This is a genomic window from Pseudomonas sp. GV105 (assembly GCF_003058185.1).
GTDB lineage: Bacteria > Pseudomonadota > Gammaproteobacteria > Pseudomonadales > Pseudomonadaceae > Aquipseudomonas > Aquipseudomonas veronii.
In genome coordinates this window covers 533,078-551,257 of the sequence record NZ_QBUF01000001.1, presented here as the reverse complement: position 1 = coordinate 551,257, position 18,180 = coordinate 533,078, and the positions used below count along the sequence as shown (strand labels likewise).

Genomic DNA, 18,180 nt, shown 5'->3' with positions numbered 1-18,180 from the left:
GATCGTACCAGTGCAAATTTGCCCAGTACAACCCGGAATCATGCAGGTCGTTTTTGCATTTATGCAGAACCGGCGATCAGGCCGCCGAAGGATGAAAATAGCCGGCCAGAGCCTCGGCGCAGAGCAGCACGGCCCGCCTGGCCGCAGGCTCGGCAGCGGGGTGGTTGATAAACCCGTGGCGCATGCCTGGGTACTCTTTGTGCCGCACCGGCACCCCGGCGGTTTTCAAGCGTCGCGCGAAGGCGCGCCCTTCATCGCGCAGCGGATCGCAGCCGGCGGTGATGATCAAGGCCGCAGGCAAGCCCTGCAGGCACGGATCGCGGGCGGGTGAAAGCCAAGGATGCGCCCGCGGCGTATCGGCGGGTACGTAGTGGCTCACGTACCACTCCAGCAATTCGGCCGTCAGCCCGAAGCCTGTGGCGAAGTCATGTCGGGAACGATTGCGCGCCAGGCAGTCGAGAAGCGGGTAGAGCAGTAATTGAAAACCGATGTGCGCCTCGCCCAGGTCCCTGGCCATTTGGCCGATCACCGCGGCAAGCCCGCCGCCCGAGCCACCGCCCGCCACAGCGATACGCCGAGTGTCCAAGCCCAGGCTGGCACCGTGGCGGGCGATCCAGACCGTGGCGGCATAACAGCTTTTTACCGCGGCGGGGAAGCGTTGTTCCGGTGGCCTCGGGTAGTCCACCGCCACCACGGCGCAGCCGGCCCACTCCGCCATCACCCGGCAAAAGCTGTCGTGGGTATCGAGGTCGCCTGTGACCCAGCCGCCGCCGTGGAAATACATCAGCACCGCGGCCGGCGCAGGACGGGCCGGCCGGTACAGCCTCACGGCCACCGGCTGCCCCGGTGTGGCCAGGGTCAGGTCGCTGACATCCATCACCACCGCATCACGCACTTCCCGGCGTGCCTGCTCGGGGCTCATGGCCTGGCCTCCGGTGCCTGTGCCTGGGCTTCGATTTCCACCAGGTAGTCCGGGGTTATCAGCGCCTTGACGCCCAACAACATGGTGGTCGGTTCGCAGCCCTCGAAAAACTCCTTATGCGCTTGGGCGATTTGCGGCCACCACTTCACGTTGGTGGTGTACATGCGTGTGGCAATCACTCGGGTGCGATCGGTGCCCAGCCGTTTAAGCGCCGCTTCGATGATTTCCAGGCAGCGACGGGTCTGTAAGTACACATCGTCGCTGGCGTAGGGGTTGCCCTGCTCGTCGAAGGCTACCGTGCCACTGGTGACGATGGTTTCACCGACGCGCAAGGCACGGCAGTAACCGCCATTTTTCTCCCAGGGGGCGGCGGAAAAGCAGCGCTGGATCGATGCGCCCTTTGGAATCGGTTCAAGTTCGACGTGGAGGGTCTTCAAGCCGCGGAACTGCAGGTTACTGGTACGCCACACCGGCGGCTTTTTCTCCTGCAGGCGCAGGTTCGGGAAGCGCTTGAGCAGGCTGCTGAACACCACCTCGGCCTCCAGCCGGAACAGCGCCGGGCCCAGACAGAAATGCACGCCACGGCCAAAGGCCAGGTGGTCGTTTTTCGCGCGTTGAATGTTGAAGCGGTCCGGGTCGGCGAAGTGCTCCGGGTCGCGGTTGGCAGCGGCACGTATCAGGTACACCAGATCGCCTTTGCGCAGGGTCTGGCCTCTGAGCTCGATATCTTGCGTCACGACGCGATGGCTGAACTGCCCCGACGGATCAATGCGCAGCATTTCTTCGATCGCGGGTTTCATCAACGAACCATCGGCCAGCAGTGCGTTCAACTGGGCAGGGTTGGTCAACAAGTACCACAGGCCGATGCCCAGCATATCGGCGCTGGTGGTGTAGCCAGCCACCAGAACAAAGGCCACCTGGGCCAGCAGATCATCTGTGCTCGTGTCGGGGCCGGCGGCGGCGATGACACGGCTGACCAAGTCGTCACGCGGGGCCTGTCGGCGTCGCTCGATCAGGTTGCCGAAGTAGGCGTACATCTCCTCCAGGCCTTGCGCGGCGGCGCCGGGAGTATTCGCCGGGTCAAGGTTGCCGACCAGAAACATCAGGATCACATCGGTCCAGCGCCGCAGCTTGAGCGCATCTTTTTTGGGGATGCCGTAGAGCATCGCCAGCACTCTGGCCGGCACCTGATTGAACAGGCGGCTCATCAGTTCGGCGGAAGGGCCCACTGTGGCGAGGAGTTCATCGGTAACCGCCTGGATGTCTGCCCGCAGCGCTTCAATCGAGCGCGGCGTGAATGCGCGGCCGAGCAGATGGCGGCTGGCCTCATGGACTTTGCCATCCTGGGCGTACATCCAGCGCGATGCTTTTTCAATAAAGGGCTCGTACATCGCGCGTTTTTCGGGTGGCAGTTGCGCGTTTACCAACTGACGTATCCGATCCGAGGAGTAGCGCGCGGCGTCGCTTTGCGCTTTGAAGACGTCATCGAAGCGAGTCAGCATCCACGCCTTGTGCTGGGAACTCCAATACACGGGATGATGGGTGCGTAGAAACGCGTAGGCCGGGTAGGGATCGCGAACCGTGTCGGGGTCGCGGAAGTCGGGTTTGCCTTGAGGGTTCATGGTTATTGATCCTCATACAATGCGCGGGTGAACTGCTGGATGTAGTCGGCTTTCGCGATAGGCGCGTCGACCAGTTCGTCAGGCGGCTTCAGCCAGTCGCCGAGCCAGGCAATGCGCGCAATGCTGGCGCACGGTTCGTCATCGTGAGCGAGCCCCCAGCGGTGCAAATAGGCGACAAACACTGCGATCAAGTCGCGCAGCAGGCCCGGTTCGAGCGGCTGGCCTTCGAGCGCCTGAATGATCAGATCGAGGGCGCGGGCGTAAGTCAGCCCCACCGCTTGCGGGTGGGAAAAATCACCGGCGTCTCGGCACTGCCGGACAATGCTCCGCTCGATTGCCTGGCCCGGGTTACAGGGCGCGACCCGGTCAAATCGCGGACGGGACAGCGCATCCTTGATCACTTGGTAGGCCATCACGCTGTTGTCCCCGGCGAATGTCGGGCTGATCTCGAAGTCCATGCGCAGGGTGACGATCTGGTTGTAGTGGTGAAACCCTTGTGAACCACACAACTCACGGCACTGGGCGATCACTTCCAGGCCCATCCAGGTGCCGATGCATTTGCTTAATGCCGCGAGAATGTGCAGGTCTTTACGCCGTTCGGTCTGCGGCCATTGCGCTTCGAAGCGTTCGAGGATGGCTTGCTCAAGATACTTGAGGGCCAATGCCTTGAGCTGGACGTTGTACAAGCGCTGGCGAAACAGCGGGTTGCCCAGTAGCGGGCCGGCCTGTGTCAGGCGGTGGCGGGCGAATTGATAGGCCAGGTGCGCGCTCAATCCTGCACCAAGGCGCGAGGCGGCCATCAACAGCAGGCGCTCCTGAAGGAATGTCTCCAGTGCATTGATAAAACGTTCGTTTTTGGGCAGGTCGCTGACGAACTGGCCGTTGCGGGTAAACCTGGCGTGGCGTTGCAACAAGGCGTCGGTGTCCAGCTGCATCTGGCAAAAGCGCAAACCGCCGACCTGATTGGCGTGAATGCCGCCCTTGGGGTCGCAAGCCATGACCTTGACACCCGGGCGCAACGGGCCGTTCTCCGCGTCGCGAATCACCACGCGAAACCAGTGGTGCCCCTGGTCTTCGCCATTGACCTGCAATCGCGCGAGTACCATCGCCACCTGGGCAGCATACAAACTGTTGCCGATCCAGTATTTACAGGCGCCGGCGCACGGTGAGTCGAGCACCAGGCAGTGCCGGGCAGGATCGTAGGTAACGGTCGTCTTGAGGTTACGCACGTCGGTGCCGCTGGCGATTTCAGTGCAGCCAAAGGCATACACAGCGCGCATCTGAATGACTTCATCGCGGTAGCGCGCCACTTGCTCCGGGCTGCCCTGGGTCAGTAAGGCGTTGGCGGCAATCATGTGGTCGACCAGCGAGGAATACAGTGCGTAATCGTAGGCGCCGATCACGCCGATCTGTTCGCACAGCGCCCTGAAATGTGATTCGTCCGGTTGGCCGAGCCACATGTCATTGTTGATCACTCCGGCATTGAAAATGGCGTGCATACGCCTGATGGTCAGGTCCATGTAGGCCCTGAGGGGGAGGTGGTGACGTTCTCGAGCAGCAAATAACGGGGTGCGAAGCAGGTGTTGCAGACATTCGTTCATACCGTAACCCTCAGCCAGACTCTGCATGTCTTCGCTACTGGGTTACGGCGTTCCAGACCTCAAGTGAACCACTGACATAGTTAGAACTTTAGCCGCCGTGTACTGCGTCGCAACTCTGTGGACACGCCACTCGTCGTGCGCCATGCACGGGCTCAATTGACACGGCTTGCCAGTACCTCACCGATACTGCGGCGGCGCGCGTGGGTTTCTGCGGCGTGGATCAACTGTTCCAGTTCATTGGGTTCCACATCGTAGAACTGTTCCATCTCGGCCAATGCCAGCTTCAGGTCGGCGGCGGTAATCGCCGGATCGCGTGCGGCCCTGGCATCCTTAAAGATTGCTGTCGGCGACTCGCTGGCACCTTTGGGATAGCGCGTGCGGGTGGCATTGTTGTAGGCCAGTGCACAGGTCAATAACGCTCCGGCGCCGAGCATCACCACCGGCAGTTCCTGCCAGCCGAGCGCCGCCGAGGCCGGATCGGCCAGTACCAGCGTCATCGCCAGGCCTCCCGCGGGCGGGTGCAGGCAGCGCAGCCAGCAGATCAGGATCACAGTCATGCCCGCAGCCAGGCAGGCGCTGCCCAAGGTGCGCCCCAGGACCCGCGCGACTAACAGCGCGACCACGGCCGCACACAGGTAGCTGCCGATGATCGACCACGGCTGGGCCAGGGCGCCGGATGAAACGGCAAACAGCAGCACGGCCGACGCGCCCAGCGGGCCGAGCAGGTGCAGGGCGACCTCCATGCCAAACACTTGGGCGCAGAGCCATACGCTGAGCAGAGTGCCCAAGGCCATGCCGATCGCGGCACGGCTCCATTCGGCAGGGCGGGTATTGATGGCGGCGGGTAACCAGCGAGCGAGCATCGACAACTTCCATAAACAGCGGGCAAAAAAAAGGCTTGTCTGGTTTCCCGGAAAAGCCCTTGAAAGTTCCTGCATTTGGGGGAGGAACCTGCGTAGTGTGCCGAGCGCGATGCAAGGTCGCCAATGCATATTAATGCAGGTTAAATACAAAAATAATGGACTCAACTGGCCGGCTGCCGCCGGCGCAGTCAAGGTTGGAGGGGCTTGTCCAAGTGCAGCAGCACGTAGGGATTCTTGTCGAATGTGCCGGTGAGCGTCGGTGTGATCGAGCGCAATCGCGGGTCTTGCAACGCTTCGAAGTCGTCCTGGCTCATGACCAGCCACGCCGGGCCTTGCAACGTCGCCAGGTCGGCGGGCTGCTGTGTGAACAACGGCACTCGGTCGCAATCGAGGTTGACGATGAACTTGATGGCTTTGGCATCTTTGCCCAGCGCATGCAGCACGACGGGCGCCGGTTGCTGGTGGACCTGGGCCTGGACTTGCAGGCTGAAGGTACGCGTGTCATAGAGGCTACGCTCCAGTGGCTCGACCACCCAAATATAGGTGGTCCATACCGCCAGCACGGCGGTCAGCGCCGGCGCCAGCATGCGCAGGCGTGCCTGGAACACTGCCACCAACGCCAGCACTTGAAGCACGCCAAGCACGCCCAACACCCAGCCGATGTGCGCCAACTGCTCCGGGTAACGCGGGCGCGCCATCCAGAGCCCGGCGATCAGCAACGCAGGTAACACGGTCCACAGGCTCAGCATCAAACCGCGCAGCCAGCCGAACAACCGGCCGTGGGCGACTTGAAACGGATACGCCGCAATAATGGCCGCCATCGGCAGCATCGGCAGCACGTAACGCGCTTTCTTCGCCTGGGGCACCGACAAGCCGAGCATCACCAGCAAGCCCGCCGCGGCGCAGTACAGCACCAACTGCAACGCCGGATCAGGTGCGCGTCGGCCGCCCAGCGCTATCGCCAGCAGCACCAGCAACGCCAGCGGGTAAGCCAGCGCGTAGTTGCCCAGGGAACTGCTGAAGTAATACAACGCACCGCTGGAGCCTTCACTGCCATCCATCCGCCCGAGGAACTGCATGCGGATCACGTCCTGCATGAACGCTTCGCCGCCACTGAGCTTGGCCAGCAGCAACAGCAGGCCGACGCAGGCCCCCAGCAGTGCCAGGGCCAACAGGCCGAAGCTGAACAGTTGGCGCCATTGACGGTTGATCAGGAAGTAGCTGCACAGCACGCCTGTGGGAATCACCAGGCCAATCGGCCCACGGATCGCAAAGCCCACGATCAACAGCAGGTACAGCCAATGCAAGCGCTTGGCGGCGCCGAAGTGATCATGTGCATAACCCAGGTAGAACACCGTCAGGGCCACGGCCGCGAGCATCTGGTCCAGCGACACAGCGCGGGTTTCGCTGATAAACGTGCTGCTGAGCAACAGCAGCGCAACACTCAGCAGGCCCCAACGCTGGGAGTAGGGCGCCGTCAGGCGATACACCAGCATGACGATCAGCGCCGAAGCGATGGACGTCGGCAACCAGGCCGTGAAGCTGTTGACCTGGCCCAGGGGCAAGGACAGCAGCCACGTCATCAGCGTCGAGGTCGCCAGGTAATCGGCATACGGTTGCCCGTAGGTCGTGGGGAAGAAGCTCGGCCCATGGCGCAGCATCTCCTGGGCGAATACCACGAAGCGCGAGTCAAACCCGATGATTGCCTGGTGCCAGTTACCGGCGATGAATAACAGCAACGCCAGCAGCGCCAACCCCAGCGACTGGCGCCGGATCGCTGCGTTCATCAGCTGGGGCATTTGATCTTTCACTTGTCAGGCTTCCCCTGCTTGCGGCACCCACTGTTGCTGGGGAATCGGCAACTGGCAGGAGTCGCCACGGCCCATCGGGAAGTACTGGAAGCCTTTGCGCGCCAGGCGCTCGCCGTCGTACAGGTTGCGCCCATCGAAGATCACCGGAGTGTTCAGGCGTTGGTGGATCAGGTCGAAGTCCGGTGCCTTGAACTGCTGCCATTCCGTGCAGATGATCAGCGCATCGGCGCCGCTCAGGGTGGATTCCGGAGTGCCCATCAGCATCAGCCGTGGGTCGTCGCCGTAGATCCGCAGGGTTTCCTGCATGGCTTCGGGGTCAAACGCGCGCACATTGGCGCCGGCTGCCCACAGCGCTTCCATCAACACGCGGCTCGGGGCATCGCGCATGTCGTCGGTGTTGGGCTTGAAGGCCAGGCCCCACAGGGCGAAGGTCTTGCCGCGCAGGTCGCCCTTGAAGAAGGCGTTGACGCGCTCAAACAGCTTGCTCTTCTGGCGCTGGTTGATCGCTTCGACGGCTTCGAGCAGGTCGCTCGAGCAATGGGCCTGCTTGGCGCTGTGGATCAGGGCGCGCATGTCCTTGGGGAAGCACGAGCCGCCGTAGCCGCAGCCTGGGTAGATGAAGTGATAGCCGATGCGCGAGTCGGCGCCGATGCCCAGGCGTATCGCTTCGATGTCCGCCCCCAGGTGTTCGGCCAGTTCGGCGATCTGGTTGATGAAGCTGATCTTGGTGGCCAGCATGCAGTTGGCGGCGTACTTGGTCAGTTCGGCGCTGCGCAGGTCCATGAAGATGATGCGATCGTGGTTGCGGTTGAAGGGCGCGTACAGGTCGCGCATGACTTCGCGCACTGCTTCACGCTCGCAGCCGATGATGATGCGGTCCGGGCGGCGGCAGTCGGCAACCGCCGAACCTTCCTTGAGGAATTCCGGGTTGGAGACGATATCGAACTCCAGGTGCCGGCCGGTCCCGTGCAGGGCCTTTTCGATATGGGCGCGCAAGGTGTCGCCGGTGCCGACGGGTACAGTGGATTTTTCCACGAGGATCACCGGCTCAACGCGATGGCGGGCAACCGCATCGCCGACCGACAGCACGTATTTCAAGTCCGCCGAACCGTCTTCATCCGACGGCGTACCTACCGCGATAAACAGCACTTCGCCATGTTCGACGGCGAGCTTTTCATCGAAGGTGAAGCTCAGTCGTCCGCTTTCAAGGTTCTCCTTGACCATCGCCGCCAACCCTGGCTCGAAAATGCTCACATGGCCCTGCTGCAATTGCCTGACCTTGTGTTGATCAACGTCCATGCAGATGACATCGTGACCGACTTCGGCCAATACAGTGGCCTGTACCAGACCGACGTAACCACTACCAAATACACTGATTTTCATGGGGCATTCCTGGGGCTTGCTGTGCTAGCACGACGAGAGTTAATAACCAGTACACCGAGGATGACCAAGGCCACCCCCAGGGTTTTTGAAAGCGAAAAATGTTCGTTGAACACCGGCAGGCTGGCGGCCAACAGGTAGACCAGCGCGTAGCTGATGCTGAGCAGCGAATAGGCGCGGCCCAGGGGCAAATCCTTGAGCGCACAGAGCCAGCACAGCATCGACAGCGCATAAGCGAGGATTGCCAGGCTCACCACGCCGAGGGCGCCCAGGTCGATGGCGTTGCTGCTGAATGCGCCGAGCCATTCGTCCGGCAGGGGCAGGCGCGTCATGCTCCAGCGCATCCCCAACTGGGCGGCGCTGACCAGGCCGACACTGCCCAGGGCGAAGGCAAACCCGCGAGCCCGGCTCATACCTGGCGCCCCAGCAGCACGACGCCGGCAATCACCAGCGCCACACCCAGCCAATGCCGGGTGTCGATGTGCTCCTTGAATACGAAGCGCGCCATTAACGTGACCAAGACGAAATTGAGGCTGAGCATCGGGTAGGCAATCCCGACTTCAAGGCGCTGCAGCACCAGCAGCCAGACCAACAAGCCAAAACCCAGGCACAACAGCGCGGCCCACAACCAGGCAGAGCGCAGTTTCAGGGCCCAACCGTCAGGCTGGTCGCGCCAGCTTTCCACGGCGAACTTCTGAGCGACCTGGCCCATGCAAGTGAGCAGGCAGGCGGCCAATAACAGGAACAGGGTGATCATGGCGCAACCCGCGGGAAAATCAGGATCACGATATTGCCTTGCTCATAGCGCTTGCCGTCCGGGGGCAGCAGGTTCACTTCGGCGATCTCCTCGTCACCCTTGACGCGCATCACCACGCCCACAGAGCCTTGCCGGCGGGCCTCGTTCATCCATTGCTGGACCTGGGTCATGTCGACCTTGCGCTGGGCGGCGTCCGGGTAGGCGAGGCCGTATTTCACTTCGCCGATGGTGTTATAGAGGGTGATGTCGGTGCGTTGCAGGCGCCAGGCCAAGGCCGATGCCGCGCCGAGGTCATTGCTGAGCAGGGCGGATGTCGGTTGCAGTTCCTGCAGGTGGTCGATGATGAATTGATCCGGCGTCTTGTTGTACACCACCGAATGGGGCAGCGCGGCCGGGGCCAATGCCAACAGCAACCAGCTGCCCAGCGCCGGCGCGGCCCACAGTTTCAGTGGGCGTGCAACCTGCAACAGGTTGGCGATGATCCAGCCGAACAGGCCGGTGAATACCAGCACCAGGCTGAGGGTTTCCTGGCCGTGTTCGTACAGCGGTTTTTTCAGTTGGAACCACGTCAGTGCGAGCAAGGCCACGACACCGAGGATCAGGTTCAGCCAGCCGTTGATGCGCAAGGCACGGTCACGCGCCTGGGCCAGTTTGTCGGTGAGCGCGTTCCCCATGAGCAACGCCAGCGGCAGCAGGCACGGCATGATGTAGGACGGCAGCTTGCCTTTGGCCAGGCTGAACAGTGCCAGCGGCATCAGCAGCCACAACAGCAGGAATGCGGTGCCGGGCGCGCGCTTCTGCTGCCAGGCCTGCTTGACGGTGGACGGCAACAGCGCCACCCACGGCAGGCTGAATGCGACCAGCAGCGGCAGGTAGTACCAGAATGGCTCGGCGTGCTGCGCGTCTGCGCCGGCAAAGCGTTGGATATGCTCATGCCAAAAGAAGAAGTTCCAGAAATCCGGCTCCTGACTCTGCACCGCAAGCGCCCAGGGCAGGCTGATGACAATCGCCACGGCGACGGCGACCAGGCCGTAACCGAGCAGCTCGCGCAAGCGCTTCTGCCAGATCGCGTAGGGCAGGGCGATCAGCACCGGCAGCAGCCAGGCGAGGAAGCCTTTGGTCATGAAACCCATGCCACAGGCAACCCCAAGCAGCGCCCAGGACCCGACGCGACCGTTGCGGGTGGTGCTGTCGAAGCAAAACCACAGCGCCACGCCGGTCAGGTTGACCCAGAAGGTGAACTGCGGGTCCAGGTTGGCATAACCGCCCAGCGCCACGACGCTGACAAAGCTCATGTACAGCACTGTGCTGACCAGGCTCTTGTGCGGGTCATTCCACAACCGGCGCGACACCAGGTACACCAGCAGAATGCTGAGCCCGGTGCTCAAGGCCGACGCAAAGCGCACGCCGAACAGGTTTTGCCCGAAGATCGCCTGGCCCAGCGCGATCATCCAGTAACCGGCAGCCGGTTTTTCGAAATAACGAATGCCCATGAAATGCGGCGACGCCCATTTGCCGGTCAGCAGCATTTCCTGGCTGATCTGTGCATAGCGGGTTTCATCCGGAATCCACAGGCCATGGGTGGCCAGGGGTAACAGATAAAATGCGCCGAATGCCAACAGCAGCAGGGGCAGCGCCCAACGGCGGATCATGCCTGCTGCACTCCGAGCCAACCCTCACGGCCGCTCAGGGCGCCGCGCACCAGTTGTTGCTGGGGCAGGGTGGAGACGTCCGCCGGGAGCAGATCGCCCAGCGGTTTGAAATGGATGCCGCGCTGCCCTGCCTGGGCGAGCAACTGGCGAAAATCGTTGGCCATCAGAATCCCTTCTACTTCTGCGTGGATCGTGTAGACGTTCAGCTTCGACTCTGCGAAGCGGTCGAGAATGAACCCGTTGAAATCCTTGGCAGCCACCACCGGCCCGACGACTTCGTCGAAGGTCGGCAGGTCTACCGGAATCTGTGGGGTGCCCGCGCTGCCATCGGCCAGGGTCGGACGAAACAGGCTGGTGCCCCGGCAATCGCTGTTGTAGCGAAAGTTGAAGGCTTGCTTGGCTTGCACCACGCGTTCATCGGCGCGCCAACCGGCGGCCGCTGAACAGTCGATACGTTCACCGAGGATGTCGCTCAAGGTGTCCACACCGCGTCGGACCTGCTCGATCAACTGTGCGTCGCTCCAACGTCCGGCGTTGGCCTGCCAGCCATGGTGATCCCAGGCGTGCAGGCCGACTTCATGCCCGGCGGCCTTGGCCTGGCGCATCAAGTGCCCCAGGTCGCGGCCGATCGGCTTGCCCGGCCAGGCGGTGCCGGCGAGCAAGATATCCCAGCCATACAGGCCGGCGGCGTTGGAACGCAGCATCTTCCACAGAAATTGCGGGCGGATCAGGCGCCACAAGTGGCGCCCCATATTGTCCGGCCCGACACTGAAGAAGAACGTTGCTTTTACCCCGGCTTCATCCAGGGACTCGAGCAACCGTGGCACGCCTTCGCGGGTGCCGCGGTAGGTGTCGACATCAATGCGAAGACCTGCCTGCATCAGCGCTTGTCCGAGATTTCGAGCATGGCTTCACGCAGGAAGAAATCCAGGGTGTTGCCGATGGTTTCGCTCATCTCCACGGTCGGCTCCCAGTTCAGCAGGCGCTTGGCGTTTTCGATGCTTGGTTTGCGGTGAGCCACGTCCTGGTAGCCGGTGCCGTAGAACGCCTTGCTTTCCACGTCGCGGAAACCGGCGAACGGCGGGAAGTTGCTGCGCAGCGGGTGAGCTTCGAACTGACGCAGCAGTTCTTCGCCCAACTGGCGGATGCTCGCTTCGTTTTCCGGGTTGCCGATGTTGATGATCTGGCCGTTGCACACATCGTTGTCGTTATCGATGATGCGCGCCAGGGCTTCGATGCCGTCGGCGATGTCGGTGAAGCAGCGTTTCTGCTCGCCACCGTCGAACAGGCGGATCGGCGTACCTTCCACCAGGTTCAGGATCAACTGGGTGATCGCACGGGAGCTGCCGATACGTGCCGAGTCCAGGCGGTCCAGACGCGGGCCCATCCAGTTGAATGGACGGAACAGGGTGAACTTCAGGCCCTTGGCGCCGTAGGCCCAGATCACGCGGTCCAGCAGTTGCTTGGAGACCGAGTAGATCCAGCGTTGCTTGTTGACCGGGCCGACCACCAGGTTGGAGGTGTCTTCGTCGAAGTACTGGTCCTGGCACATGCCATAGACTTCAGAAGTCGACGGGAAGATCACGCGCTTGTTGTACTTGACGCAGTAGCGCACCAGCTTGAGGTTCTCTTCGAAGTCCAGCTCGAACACGCGCAGCGGGTTGCGGGTATATTCGATCGGGGTGGCGATGGCCACCAGCGGCAGGACCACGTCGCACTTCTTGATGTGGTACTCGATCCACTCGGTGTGGATGCTGATATCGCCTTCCACGTAATGGAAGTTCGGGTGGCTGCGCAGGCGCTCGATGGCGTCGGAGCCGATGTCCAGGCCGTAGACTTCGTAACGGTCGTCACGCAGCAGGCGTTCGGACAGGTGGTTACCGATAAAGCCGTTCACGCCCAGGATCAGCACACGGGTGCGACGTGGCTTGCGGCCGGACTCGGCGCCGCGCAGGACGGAACCGTCTACCAGGCCCAATTCGTTGGCCAGGGACGGGCCGGTCAGGTACAGACCGTTGTCGTTGCGCTGACCGAACTTGATCACCAGCGAGTCTTCACCGCACGCGATGCGCAGCGGGTTGACGCTGATCACGCGGCCAGGCGCCAGGCCTTCGTTGCCCTGGACCACTTCGGCTTGCCACACGATCAGCTTGTGCTCGCCCACGGCGCAGAAAGCGCCCGGGTACGGTTGCGTCACGGCGCGTACCAGGTTGAACAGTTCTTCAGCCGGTTTTTGCCATTCCAACTTGCCATCCGCTGGAGTGCGGCGGCCGAAATAAGTGGCCTTGCTTTCGTCCTGGGCGGTTTCCGCCAGTTTGCCCGCGGCCAGTTGCGGCAAGGCGTCGCGCAGCAGGCTGCTGGCGGCGTCACGCAGTTTGGCGTGCAGGGTCAGGCCGGTGTCGGAACGCTCGATCGCGACTTTCTGCTGGGCCAGGATCGCGCCGGCATCGGCACGCTTGACCATGCGGTGCAGGGTCACGCCAGTTTCGGTTTCGCCTTTGACCAGCACCCAGTTGGCGGGCGCGCGGCCACGGTATTTCGGCAGCAGCGAGCCGTGCAGGTTGAACGCGCCTTTGCGGGCGGTGGACAGCAGGGGTTCGCTCAGCAGGTTGCGGTAGTAGAAGGAGAAGATGAAATCCGGGTTGAGCTTGGCGATGCGCTCGATCCACAGCGGGTGGTTGGCGTCTTCCGGTGCATGCACCGGAATGCCTTTGCGGGCGCACAGTTGCGCGACGGAACCGTAGAAATTGTTTTCCTTGGGGTCATCGGCATGGGTGAACACGGCAGCAATGTCGTAACCGGCAGTCAGCAGGGCTTCAATGCCAGCACAGCCAATATCGTGGTAAGCGAAGACAACAGCTTTTGAATTCATGACGAAACCTGATCGGAAGGGGAAGTAGTGGTGGTATGGGAGGACACCATGCCGTCAACGACGACCACGGGTGCCGGTGCTGCCGGTTGGTTGCGCAGCACTTTTTCAATAAAGAACCGAGGGCGGGCGCGGACATCGCTGTACATGCGGCCCAGGTATTCACCCAAGAGGCCCATGCCGATGAACTGGCCGCCGGTGAACACGAACAGCACCGCGAACAGCACGAACGTACCGCCGCCGGCCCATTGGGCGCCGAAGGCCAGGCGCAGGACGATCAGCGCAACGGCGAACAGCACGCCCAGGCCCGCCAGGCTGAAGCCGACGATGGACAGCAGGCGCAGCGGGGTGGTGGTCATGCAGGTCAGCAGGTCGAACATCAGGCTGATCAGGCGCATGGCGCTGTATTTGGATTCGCCGTGTTCGCGCTCAGCATGGTGCACGAGGATTTCAGTCGTGTGACGGGCAAAACCGTTGGCCAGGATCGGAATAAACGTGCTGCGTTCGCGGCAGGCGAGCATGGCGTCGACGATGGTGCGGCGGTACGCGCGCAGCATGCAGCCGTAGTCACTCATGGCAACGCCGGTCGAACGCTGCACGGCCAGGTTGATCAGGCGCGACGGCCAGCGGCGGAAGGCCGAGTCCTGGCGGTTGTTGCGCACGGTGGCAACCACGTCGTAGCCCAGCGCGGCTTGTTCCACCAGGCGCGGGATTTCTTCCGGCGGGTTCTGCAGGTCGGCGTCGAGGGTAATCACCACATCGCCCCGGCACTGCTCGAAACCGGCCATGATCGCCGCATGCTGGCCATAGTTGCGATTGAGGATCACCGCGACCACATTGCTGCCGTCTTCGGCGGCAGCGTCTTCAAGTAATTGTGCGGATTTGTCGCGGCTACCGTCATCCACCAGGATGATTTCGTATTCGTAGGCCAGTTGCTTGCAAGCTGCCGTCGTGCGACGCAGCAATTCAGGCAGGCTTTCTTGTTCGTTGTAGACCGGGATAACGATCGACACACAATGAATAGGGTAGGGTTTCAAAGATTCATAACCTCGGGGTTTGAGCAACTTGGAGCGTGAAGACAACAGCCACTGGCCGAAAAGGCGGGTGTCTGGTTAAACCTAGTGTGGAATTGGGGAGTTCATCCGACCATCCTGGTGGGGTATTGAGGTCTTCCATGTGTAGCAGAGAGTAAAGACCAAAAACCACAAAGGTAAAGGGGAATCAACAAGTTAGTCGGCACAGTGCGGCTCGTTCTCAAGTCCTATGGCCAAGATTAAGCGTAAAAATGTTCAACGAATATGAAAGCCGTATGAAAAACTCGTTTATTTGACAGGTAGACAGCTAGGGTTCAGCTACACAACTAAGGCTCTGAGGGTGTTGTTTATTTAGCGTAATAGGAACGTTTTGCATGACGCCGGGCTCCACTGAGTAGGCGCGGATCTGCGTGGTGCGTGGCGGCAGTGTCTGCTACGTGTGTTTATTGAAGAATCTTCTCTGCATTGCGCCTCAAGTGCCGGTAAAGTAAGCCATCTCTTGCCAGGGTACTCGGATGAATAGCGTGCAGCGTTTAGGCGGCCAATGGCGGCCGGTGTTGATGGGATTGTTGATGAGCGCAGCCTGCGTCACCACCGCATGCGCCGATGACGCAGTGGCGCTGACCACGGTGGCCCAACTGCCGGAAGGGGTTGAAGTGCGCGGCAAGCAAGTTGCCGCCTACACCTGGGACGACCGCCAGGGCAAGAACCTGCTGGTGTTGGCCGAGCAAATCAGCGAACGCGAGGATGACGGCACCCAGTCGGCGTTTGTCTACGCGGCCCAGTATCTGATCGACGGTGACCGCCCCAAGCGCATGTGGATGCTCTACGACGACGTGCAGCACTGTGAATTCGATGCCGCGCTGCGCTTCGACATGGCGGCGACCAAAGTCACCGACCTTGCCGGCGACGGCACCACCCAGGCTACGGTGGGTTACACGCGCACCTGCACCAGTGATGTCAGCCCTAATGAATTCAAACTGATCATGCATGTCGGCAAGGCGCAGAAGTACCGCCTGCGCGGGGTCGACCGGGTCGGCGCCGCCTGGTGGGACGAAGAGGCCGGGGCACTGCGTGGCATGCCGCTGCCCAGGGATTGCAGCGTCGCCGGGCAACAAGCGTTGGTCAGCCAGTACAAGGAGCAGGGCACCGAGTTGCCTTTGCCGGGTTGCTACAGCGACGAGAAAGACTTTGCCAAGGCGCCGGAGGCCTACCTGACGTTCATGCGTCAGCACTGGTTCGCGCTGATGCAGAAACAGGATGCTGAATGGGGCCAGGCGCAGACCCCGTCCCAGGAGCCGACCGAGGACGAAGAGACCGCCCCGTGATTTGGCGCCAGGGCCGATCGTGCGTTAGACTCGGCCGTCGCCAATTCAATAAATACCTCGAATAAACAATTGGTTACTCGAGGTATTTAATCCAAAGGCTGATCTACCTTGACTGAGTCTATCCGCAACCCTCTGACCCTCTACCTCACCCGCCTGGCGCCCTCCAGCCAACTGACCATGCGTTACGTGCTGCAGGATGCCGCCGACCGCCTGGGCTTCGAGGACATCAACCTTGAGGAGATCGACTGGCACCTGCTGCAACCCGAACAGGTGATCGCGCTGGTTGCGGCCTTGCGCGAGGACGGCTACGCGCCCAATACCTCATCGCTGTATGTCAACGCTGTGCGCGGGGTCATGAACGAAGCCTGGCGCATGAGCCTGATCAGCCAGGAACACCTGCTGAAAATCCGCACGGTCAAGGCTGCGCCTGGTACACGCCTGAGCCAGGGGCGCAATCTGCGTCGCACGTTGATCCGCGAAATGATGGACGTATGCGCTGCCGATCCGCGCCCCCAGGGCCTGCGCGATGCTGCAGTGATCGGCATCTTGTATGGCTCAGGCATGCGCAAGTCGGAGTCGGTCAACCTCGACCTCGCGCAGATCAACTTTGGCGAGCGCAGCCTGCGCGTGATCGGCAAGGGCAACAAGGAACTGATCAAGTACGCGCCGGGCTGGGCCTTCGCCAAATTACAGGCCTGGCTCGAATTCCGGCGCGAACAGCTCAAGGAAGGCGAGCCAGACGATGCGTTCCTGTTCAACCGCATCCGCCGGGGTAGCCACATCACCCGCGAACGCATCACCAAGCATGCGATTTACTACATCGCCCGCCAGCGCGGTCAGCAAGTCGGGGTGACGATCATGCCCCATGATTTCCGGCGGTCTTTCATCACGCGGGTGATCGAGGAACATGATCTGTCGATTGCACAAAAACTTGCGCACCACACCAATATCCAGACCACCGCCAGCTATGACATGCGCGACGACAATGAGCGCCGGCGCGCGGTGGATCGGTTTGACCTGTAGCCGTCGGCGAGCGCGGTCGCCGCGCTCCATCCTCGGGCATGGCTCAGGAGGAAGGCGGAGCGCCGGGCAGCAAGTGCGCCGGTAAACGGCGCAAGGTCCACAACGTGGTGAGCATCGCCGCGACCGCACACAGGGCGATGCCAATCAACATCGGCGCCGGGGTGTGATCGGCGAAGATTCCCACCAGGGTCATGGAGACCGCGGCCGTGATCATCTGGATCGCGCCGAGCAGTGCCGACGCGGAACCCGCCACCGCACCATGATCCTCCAGGGACAACACCCCGGCCGCCGGTAACAGCAAACCGAGAAACCCGAAACCGATAAACAGCAGTGTCATCATCAAGCCCAGGTGATTGCCCCACAGCGTGGTGGCGGCCAACACCACCATGACCGCCGCCACGCCCACCACCGACCAGCGAATCAGCGGCGCCAGCCCGAAGCGTGCGCTCAGGCGGGCGGTGAGCTGGCTCATGGCAAAAAATGACGCCGCGTTCAGCGCAAAGCACAGGCTGAATTGGGTCGGGGTCAACCCGAAGTACTCGATGTATACGAACGGCGCGCTGCCGATAAACACAAAGAACGTTGCCAGGCCGAACCCGCACACCACCGATAAACCGATGAACACCGGGTCGCGCAACAACGCCCCATAACTGCTGAATGCATGCCCCAGGGTCTTGCCCAGTCGGCGCTCGGCGGGGTGGGTTTCAGGCAATTGCACGATGGTCATGCCCAGGCACAACACGGCCACCACCGCCAGCACGGCAAACACCTCGCGCCAACTCCAGAGCGCAATCACCAGGCTACCGGCCAATGGCGCGAGGATCGGCGACACACTCATCACCAACATCAGCAAAGCCATCAGGCGTGCCGCTTCATGGCCGGTATACAGGTCACGCACAATCGCCCGCGGAATCACCATCCCCGCGCATGCGCCGAACGCCTGCACGGCGCGAAAACCAATCAGCACTTCGATGCTCGGCGCCAGGGCGCAGCCGATACTGCCCACGGCGAAGATCACCAACCCGGCATAGATCGGCGGCTTGCGCCCGAACACATCACTGATCGGGCCATAAAACAGCTGGCAGACGCCGATGATCATGAAGAACACCGTGAGGCTCATCTGCACCGCTGCCGGCGAGGCCTGCAGGCTGGCGCCCAGGGTCGGCAGCGCTGGCAGGTAGATATCGATGGCAAAGGGGCCGACGGCCGTGATCAGACCTAGCAGCAAAGCAAGGCGGGCGATACGTTTAGGCATGGGCAGTTCCGGGTGAAGCAAAGGTCGGTCAGCTTAAAGAACCGCCCCCGCGCAAACAAGGCG

Annotated in this window: 15 protein-coding genes; 2 read left to right on the top strand and 13 right to left on the bottom strand. The window is 61.9% G+C overall.

Annotated elements, in window-relative coordinates; genetic code table 11:
* Positions 1-76: 76 nt before the first annotated feature.
* From C8K66_RS02330 to arnC, 12 genes are all read right to left on the bottom strand, one after another.
* Positions 77-922 carry an alpha/beta hydrolase gene (locus C8K66_RS02330; protein WP_017846257.1) on the bottom strand — a complete coding sequence of 282 codons (846 nt, stop codon included), beginning with the start codon at positions 920-922 and terminating at the stop codon, positions 77-79.
* Positions 919-2,544, bottom strand: coding sequence for a cytochrome P450 (locus tag C8K66_RS02325; protein WP_046383500.1), 1,626 nt, complete (start codon positions 2,542-2,544; stop codon positions 919-921). The genes C8K66_RS02330 and C8K66_RS02325 overlap by 4 nt, the downstream gene beginning before the upstream one ends.
* Before the next feature lie 2 nt (positions 2,545-2,546).
* A complete protein-coding gene (locus C8K66_RS02320; protein WP_046383499.1) occupies positions 2,547-4,064 on the bottom strand; it encodes an acyl-CoA dehydrogenase family protein in 1,518 nt (505 codons plus the stop codon).
* 233 nt (positions 4,065-4,297) lie between these two features.
* Entirely contained in the window at positions 4,298-5,008 is a 711-nt protein-coding gene (locus C8K66_RS02315; RefSeq protein WP_046383498.1) for an HPP family protein, read from the bottom strand.
* Positions 5,009-5,196: 188 nt separating this feature from the next.
* Positions 5,197-6,807, bottom strand: coding sequence for a glycosyltransferase family 39 protein (locus C8K66_RS02310; protein WP_057004143.1), 1,611 nt, complete (start codon positions 6,805-6,807; stop codon positions 5,197-5,199).
* Positions 6,808-6,822: 15 nt separating this feature from the next.
* Positions 6,823-8,202, bottom strand: a complete 1,380-nt coding sequence (locus C8K66_RS02305) for a UDP-glucose/GDP-mannose dehydrogenase family protein (RefSeq protein WP_108524169.1) — start codon at positions 8,200-8,202, stop codon at positions 6,823-6,825.
* The gene (gene arnF, locus C8K66_RS02300; protein WP_046489489.1) at positions 8,199-8,612 is read right to left on the bottom strand and encodes a 4-amino-4-deoxy-L-arabinose-phosphoundecaprenol flippase subunit ArnF; all 414 of its coding nucleotides are present in this window, start codon (positions 8,610-8,612) and stop codon (positions 8,199-8,201) included. The genes C8K66_RS02305 and arnF overlap by 4 nt, the downstream gene beginning before the upstream one ends.
* Entirely contained in the window at positions 8,609-8,956 is a 348-nt protein-coding gene (gene arnE / locus C8K66_RS02295) for a 4-amino-4-deoxy-L-arabinose-phosphoundecaprenol flippase subunit ArnE (RefSeq protein ID WP_017846250.1), read from the bottom strand. Before arnE ends, arnF begins: the two co-directional genes overlap by 4 nt.
* Positions 8,953-10,608, bottom strand: a complete 1,656-nt coding sequence (gene arnT, locus C8K66_RS02290; protein WP_057004141.1) for a lipid IV(A) 4-amino-4-deoxy-L-arabinosyltransferase — start codon at positions 10,606-10,608, stop codon at positions 8,953-8,955. Before arnT ends, arnE begins: the two co-directional genes overlap by 4 nt.
* Positions 10,605-11,489 carry a 4-deoxy-4-formamido-L-arabinose-phosphoundecaprenol deformylase gene (gene arnD / locus C8K66_RS02285; RefSeq protein ID WP_046489491.1) on the bottom strand — a complete coding sequence of 295 codons (885 nt, stop codon included), beginning with the start codon at positions 11,487-11,489 and terminating at the stop codon, positions 10,605-10,607. Before arnD ends, arnT begins: the two co-directional genes overlap by 4 nt.
* Entirely contained in the window at positions 11,489-13,480 is a 1,992-nt protein-coding gene (gene arnA, locus C8K66_RS02280) for a bifunctional UDP-4-amino-4-deoxy-L-arabinose formyltransferase/UDP-glucuronic acid oxidase ArnA (protein ID WP_108524168.1), read from the bottom strand. The genes arnD and arnA overlap by 1 nt, the downstream gene beginning before the upstream one ends.
* On the bottom strand, positions 13,477-14,514 hold the full coding sequence (gene arnC / locus C8K66_RS02275; RefSeq protein WP_032804319.1) for an undecaprenyl-phosphate 4-deoxy-4-formamido-L-arabinose transferase: 1,038 nt from the start codon (positions 14,512-14,514) through the stop codon (positions 13,477-13,479). The genes arnA and arnC overlap by 4 nt, the downstream gene beginning before the upstream one ends.
* Before the next feature lie 512 nt (positions 14,515-15,026).
* Between arnC and C8K66_RS02270 the strand changes: the two genes are divergently transcribed.
* Entirely contained in the window at positions 15,027-15,839 is an 813-nt protein-coding gene (locus tag C8K66_RS02270) for a M949_RS01915 family surface polysaccharide biosynthesis protein (protein WP_046383491.1), read from the top strand.
* A gap of 108 nt (positions 15,840-15,947) precedes the next feature.
* A complete protein-coding gene (gene xerC / locus C8K66_RS02265; protein ID WP_017846244.1) occupies positions 15,948-16,862 on the top strand; it encodes a tyrosine recombinase XerC in 915 nt (304 codons plus the stop codon).
* Positions 16,863-16,905: 43 nt separating this feature from the next.
* Here the strand turns inward: xerC and C8K66_RS02260 are convergent, their stop codons facing one another.
* Positions 16,906-18,117 carry a multidrug effflux MFS transporter gene (locus tag C8K66_RS02260; protein WP_108524167.1) on the bottom strand — a complete coding sequence of 404 codons (1,212 nt, stop codon included), beginning with the start codon at positions 18,115-18,117 and terminating at the stop codon, positions 16,906-16,908.
* Between the last annotated feature and the right edge of the window lie 63 nt (positions 18,118-18,180).

Bases quoted from the DNA above. Each gene is read 5' to 3' on its own strand.
- C8K66_RS02325 (WP_046383500.1), bottom strand. From the start codon at position 2,544: ATGAACCCTCAAGGCAAACCCGACTTCCGCGACCCCGACACGGTTCGC.
- C8K66_RS02305 (WP_108524169.1), bottom strand. From the start codon at position 8,202: ATGAAAATCAGTGTATTTGGTAGTGGTTACGTCGGTCTGGTACAGGCC.
- C8K66_RS02320 (WP_046383499.1), bottom strand. From the start codon at position 4,064: ATGGACCTGACCATCAGGCGTATGCACGCCATTTTCAATGCCGGAGTG.
- arnF (WP_046489489.1), bottom strand. From the start codon at position 8,612: ATGAGCCGGGCTCGCGGGTTTGCCTTCGCCCTGGGCAGTGTCGGCCTG.
- C8K66_RS02260 (WP_108524167.1), bottom strand. From the start codon at position 18,117: ATGCCTAAACGTATCGCCCGCCTTGCTTTGCTGCTAGGTCTGATCACG.
- arnT (WP_057004141.1), bottom strand. From the start codon at position 10,608: ATGATCCGCCGTTGGGCGCTGCCCCTGCTGCTGTTGGCATTCGGCGCA.
- arnD (WP_046489491.1), bottom strand. From the start codon at position 11,489: ATGCAGGCAGGTCTTCGCATTGATGTCGACACCTACCGCGGCACCCGC.
- C8K66_RS02270 (WP_046383491.1), top strand. From the start codon at position 15,027: ATGAATAGCGTGCAGCGTTTAGGCGGCCAATGGCGGCCGGTGTTGATG.
- C8K66_RS02330 (WP_017846257.1), bottom strand. From the start codon at position 922: ATGAGCCCCGAGCAGGCACGCCGGGAAGTGCGTGATGCGGTGGTGATG.
- C8K66_RS02310 (WP_057004143.1), bottom strand. From the start codon at position 6,807: ATGCCCCAGCTGATGAACGCAGCGATCCGGCGCCAGTCGCTGGGGTTG.
- arnA (WP_108524168.1), bottom strand. From the start codon at position 13,480: ATGAATTCAAAAGCTGTTGTCTTCGCTTACCACGATATTGGCTGTGCT.
- arnE (WP_017846250.1), bottom strand. From the start codon at position 8,956: ATGATCACCCTGTTCCTGTTATTGGCCGCCTGCCTGCTCACTTGCATG.
- C8K66_RS02315 (WP_046383498.1), bottom strand. From the start codon at position 5,008: ATGCTCGCTCGCTGGTTACCCGCCGCCATCAATACCCGCCCTGCCGAA.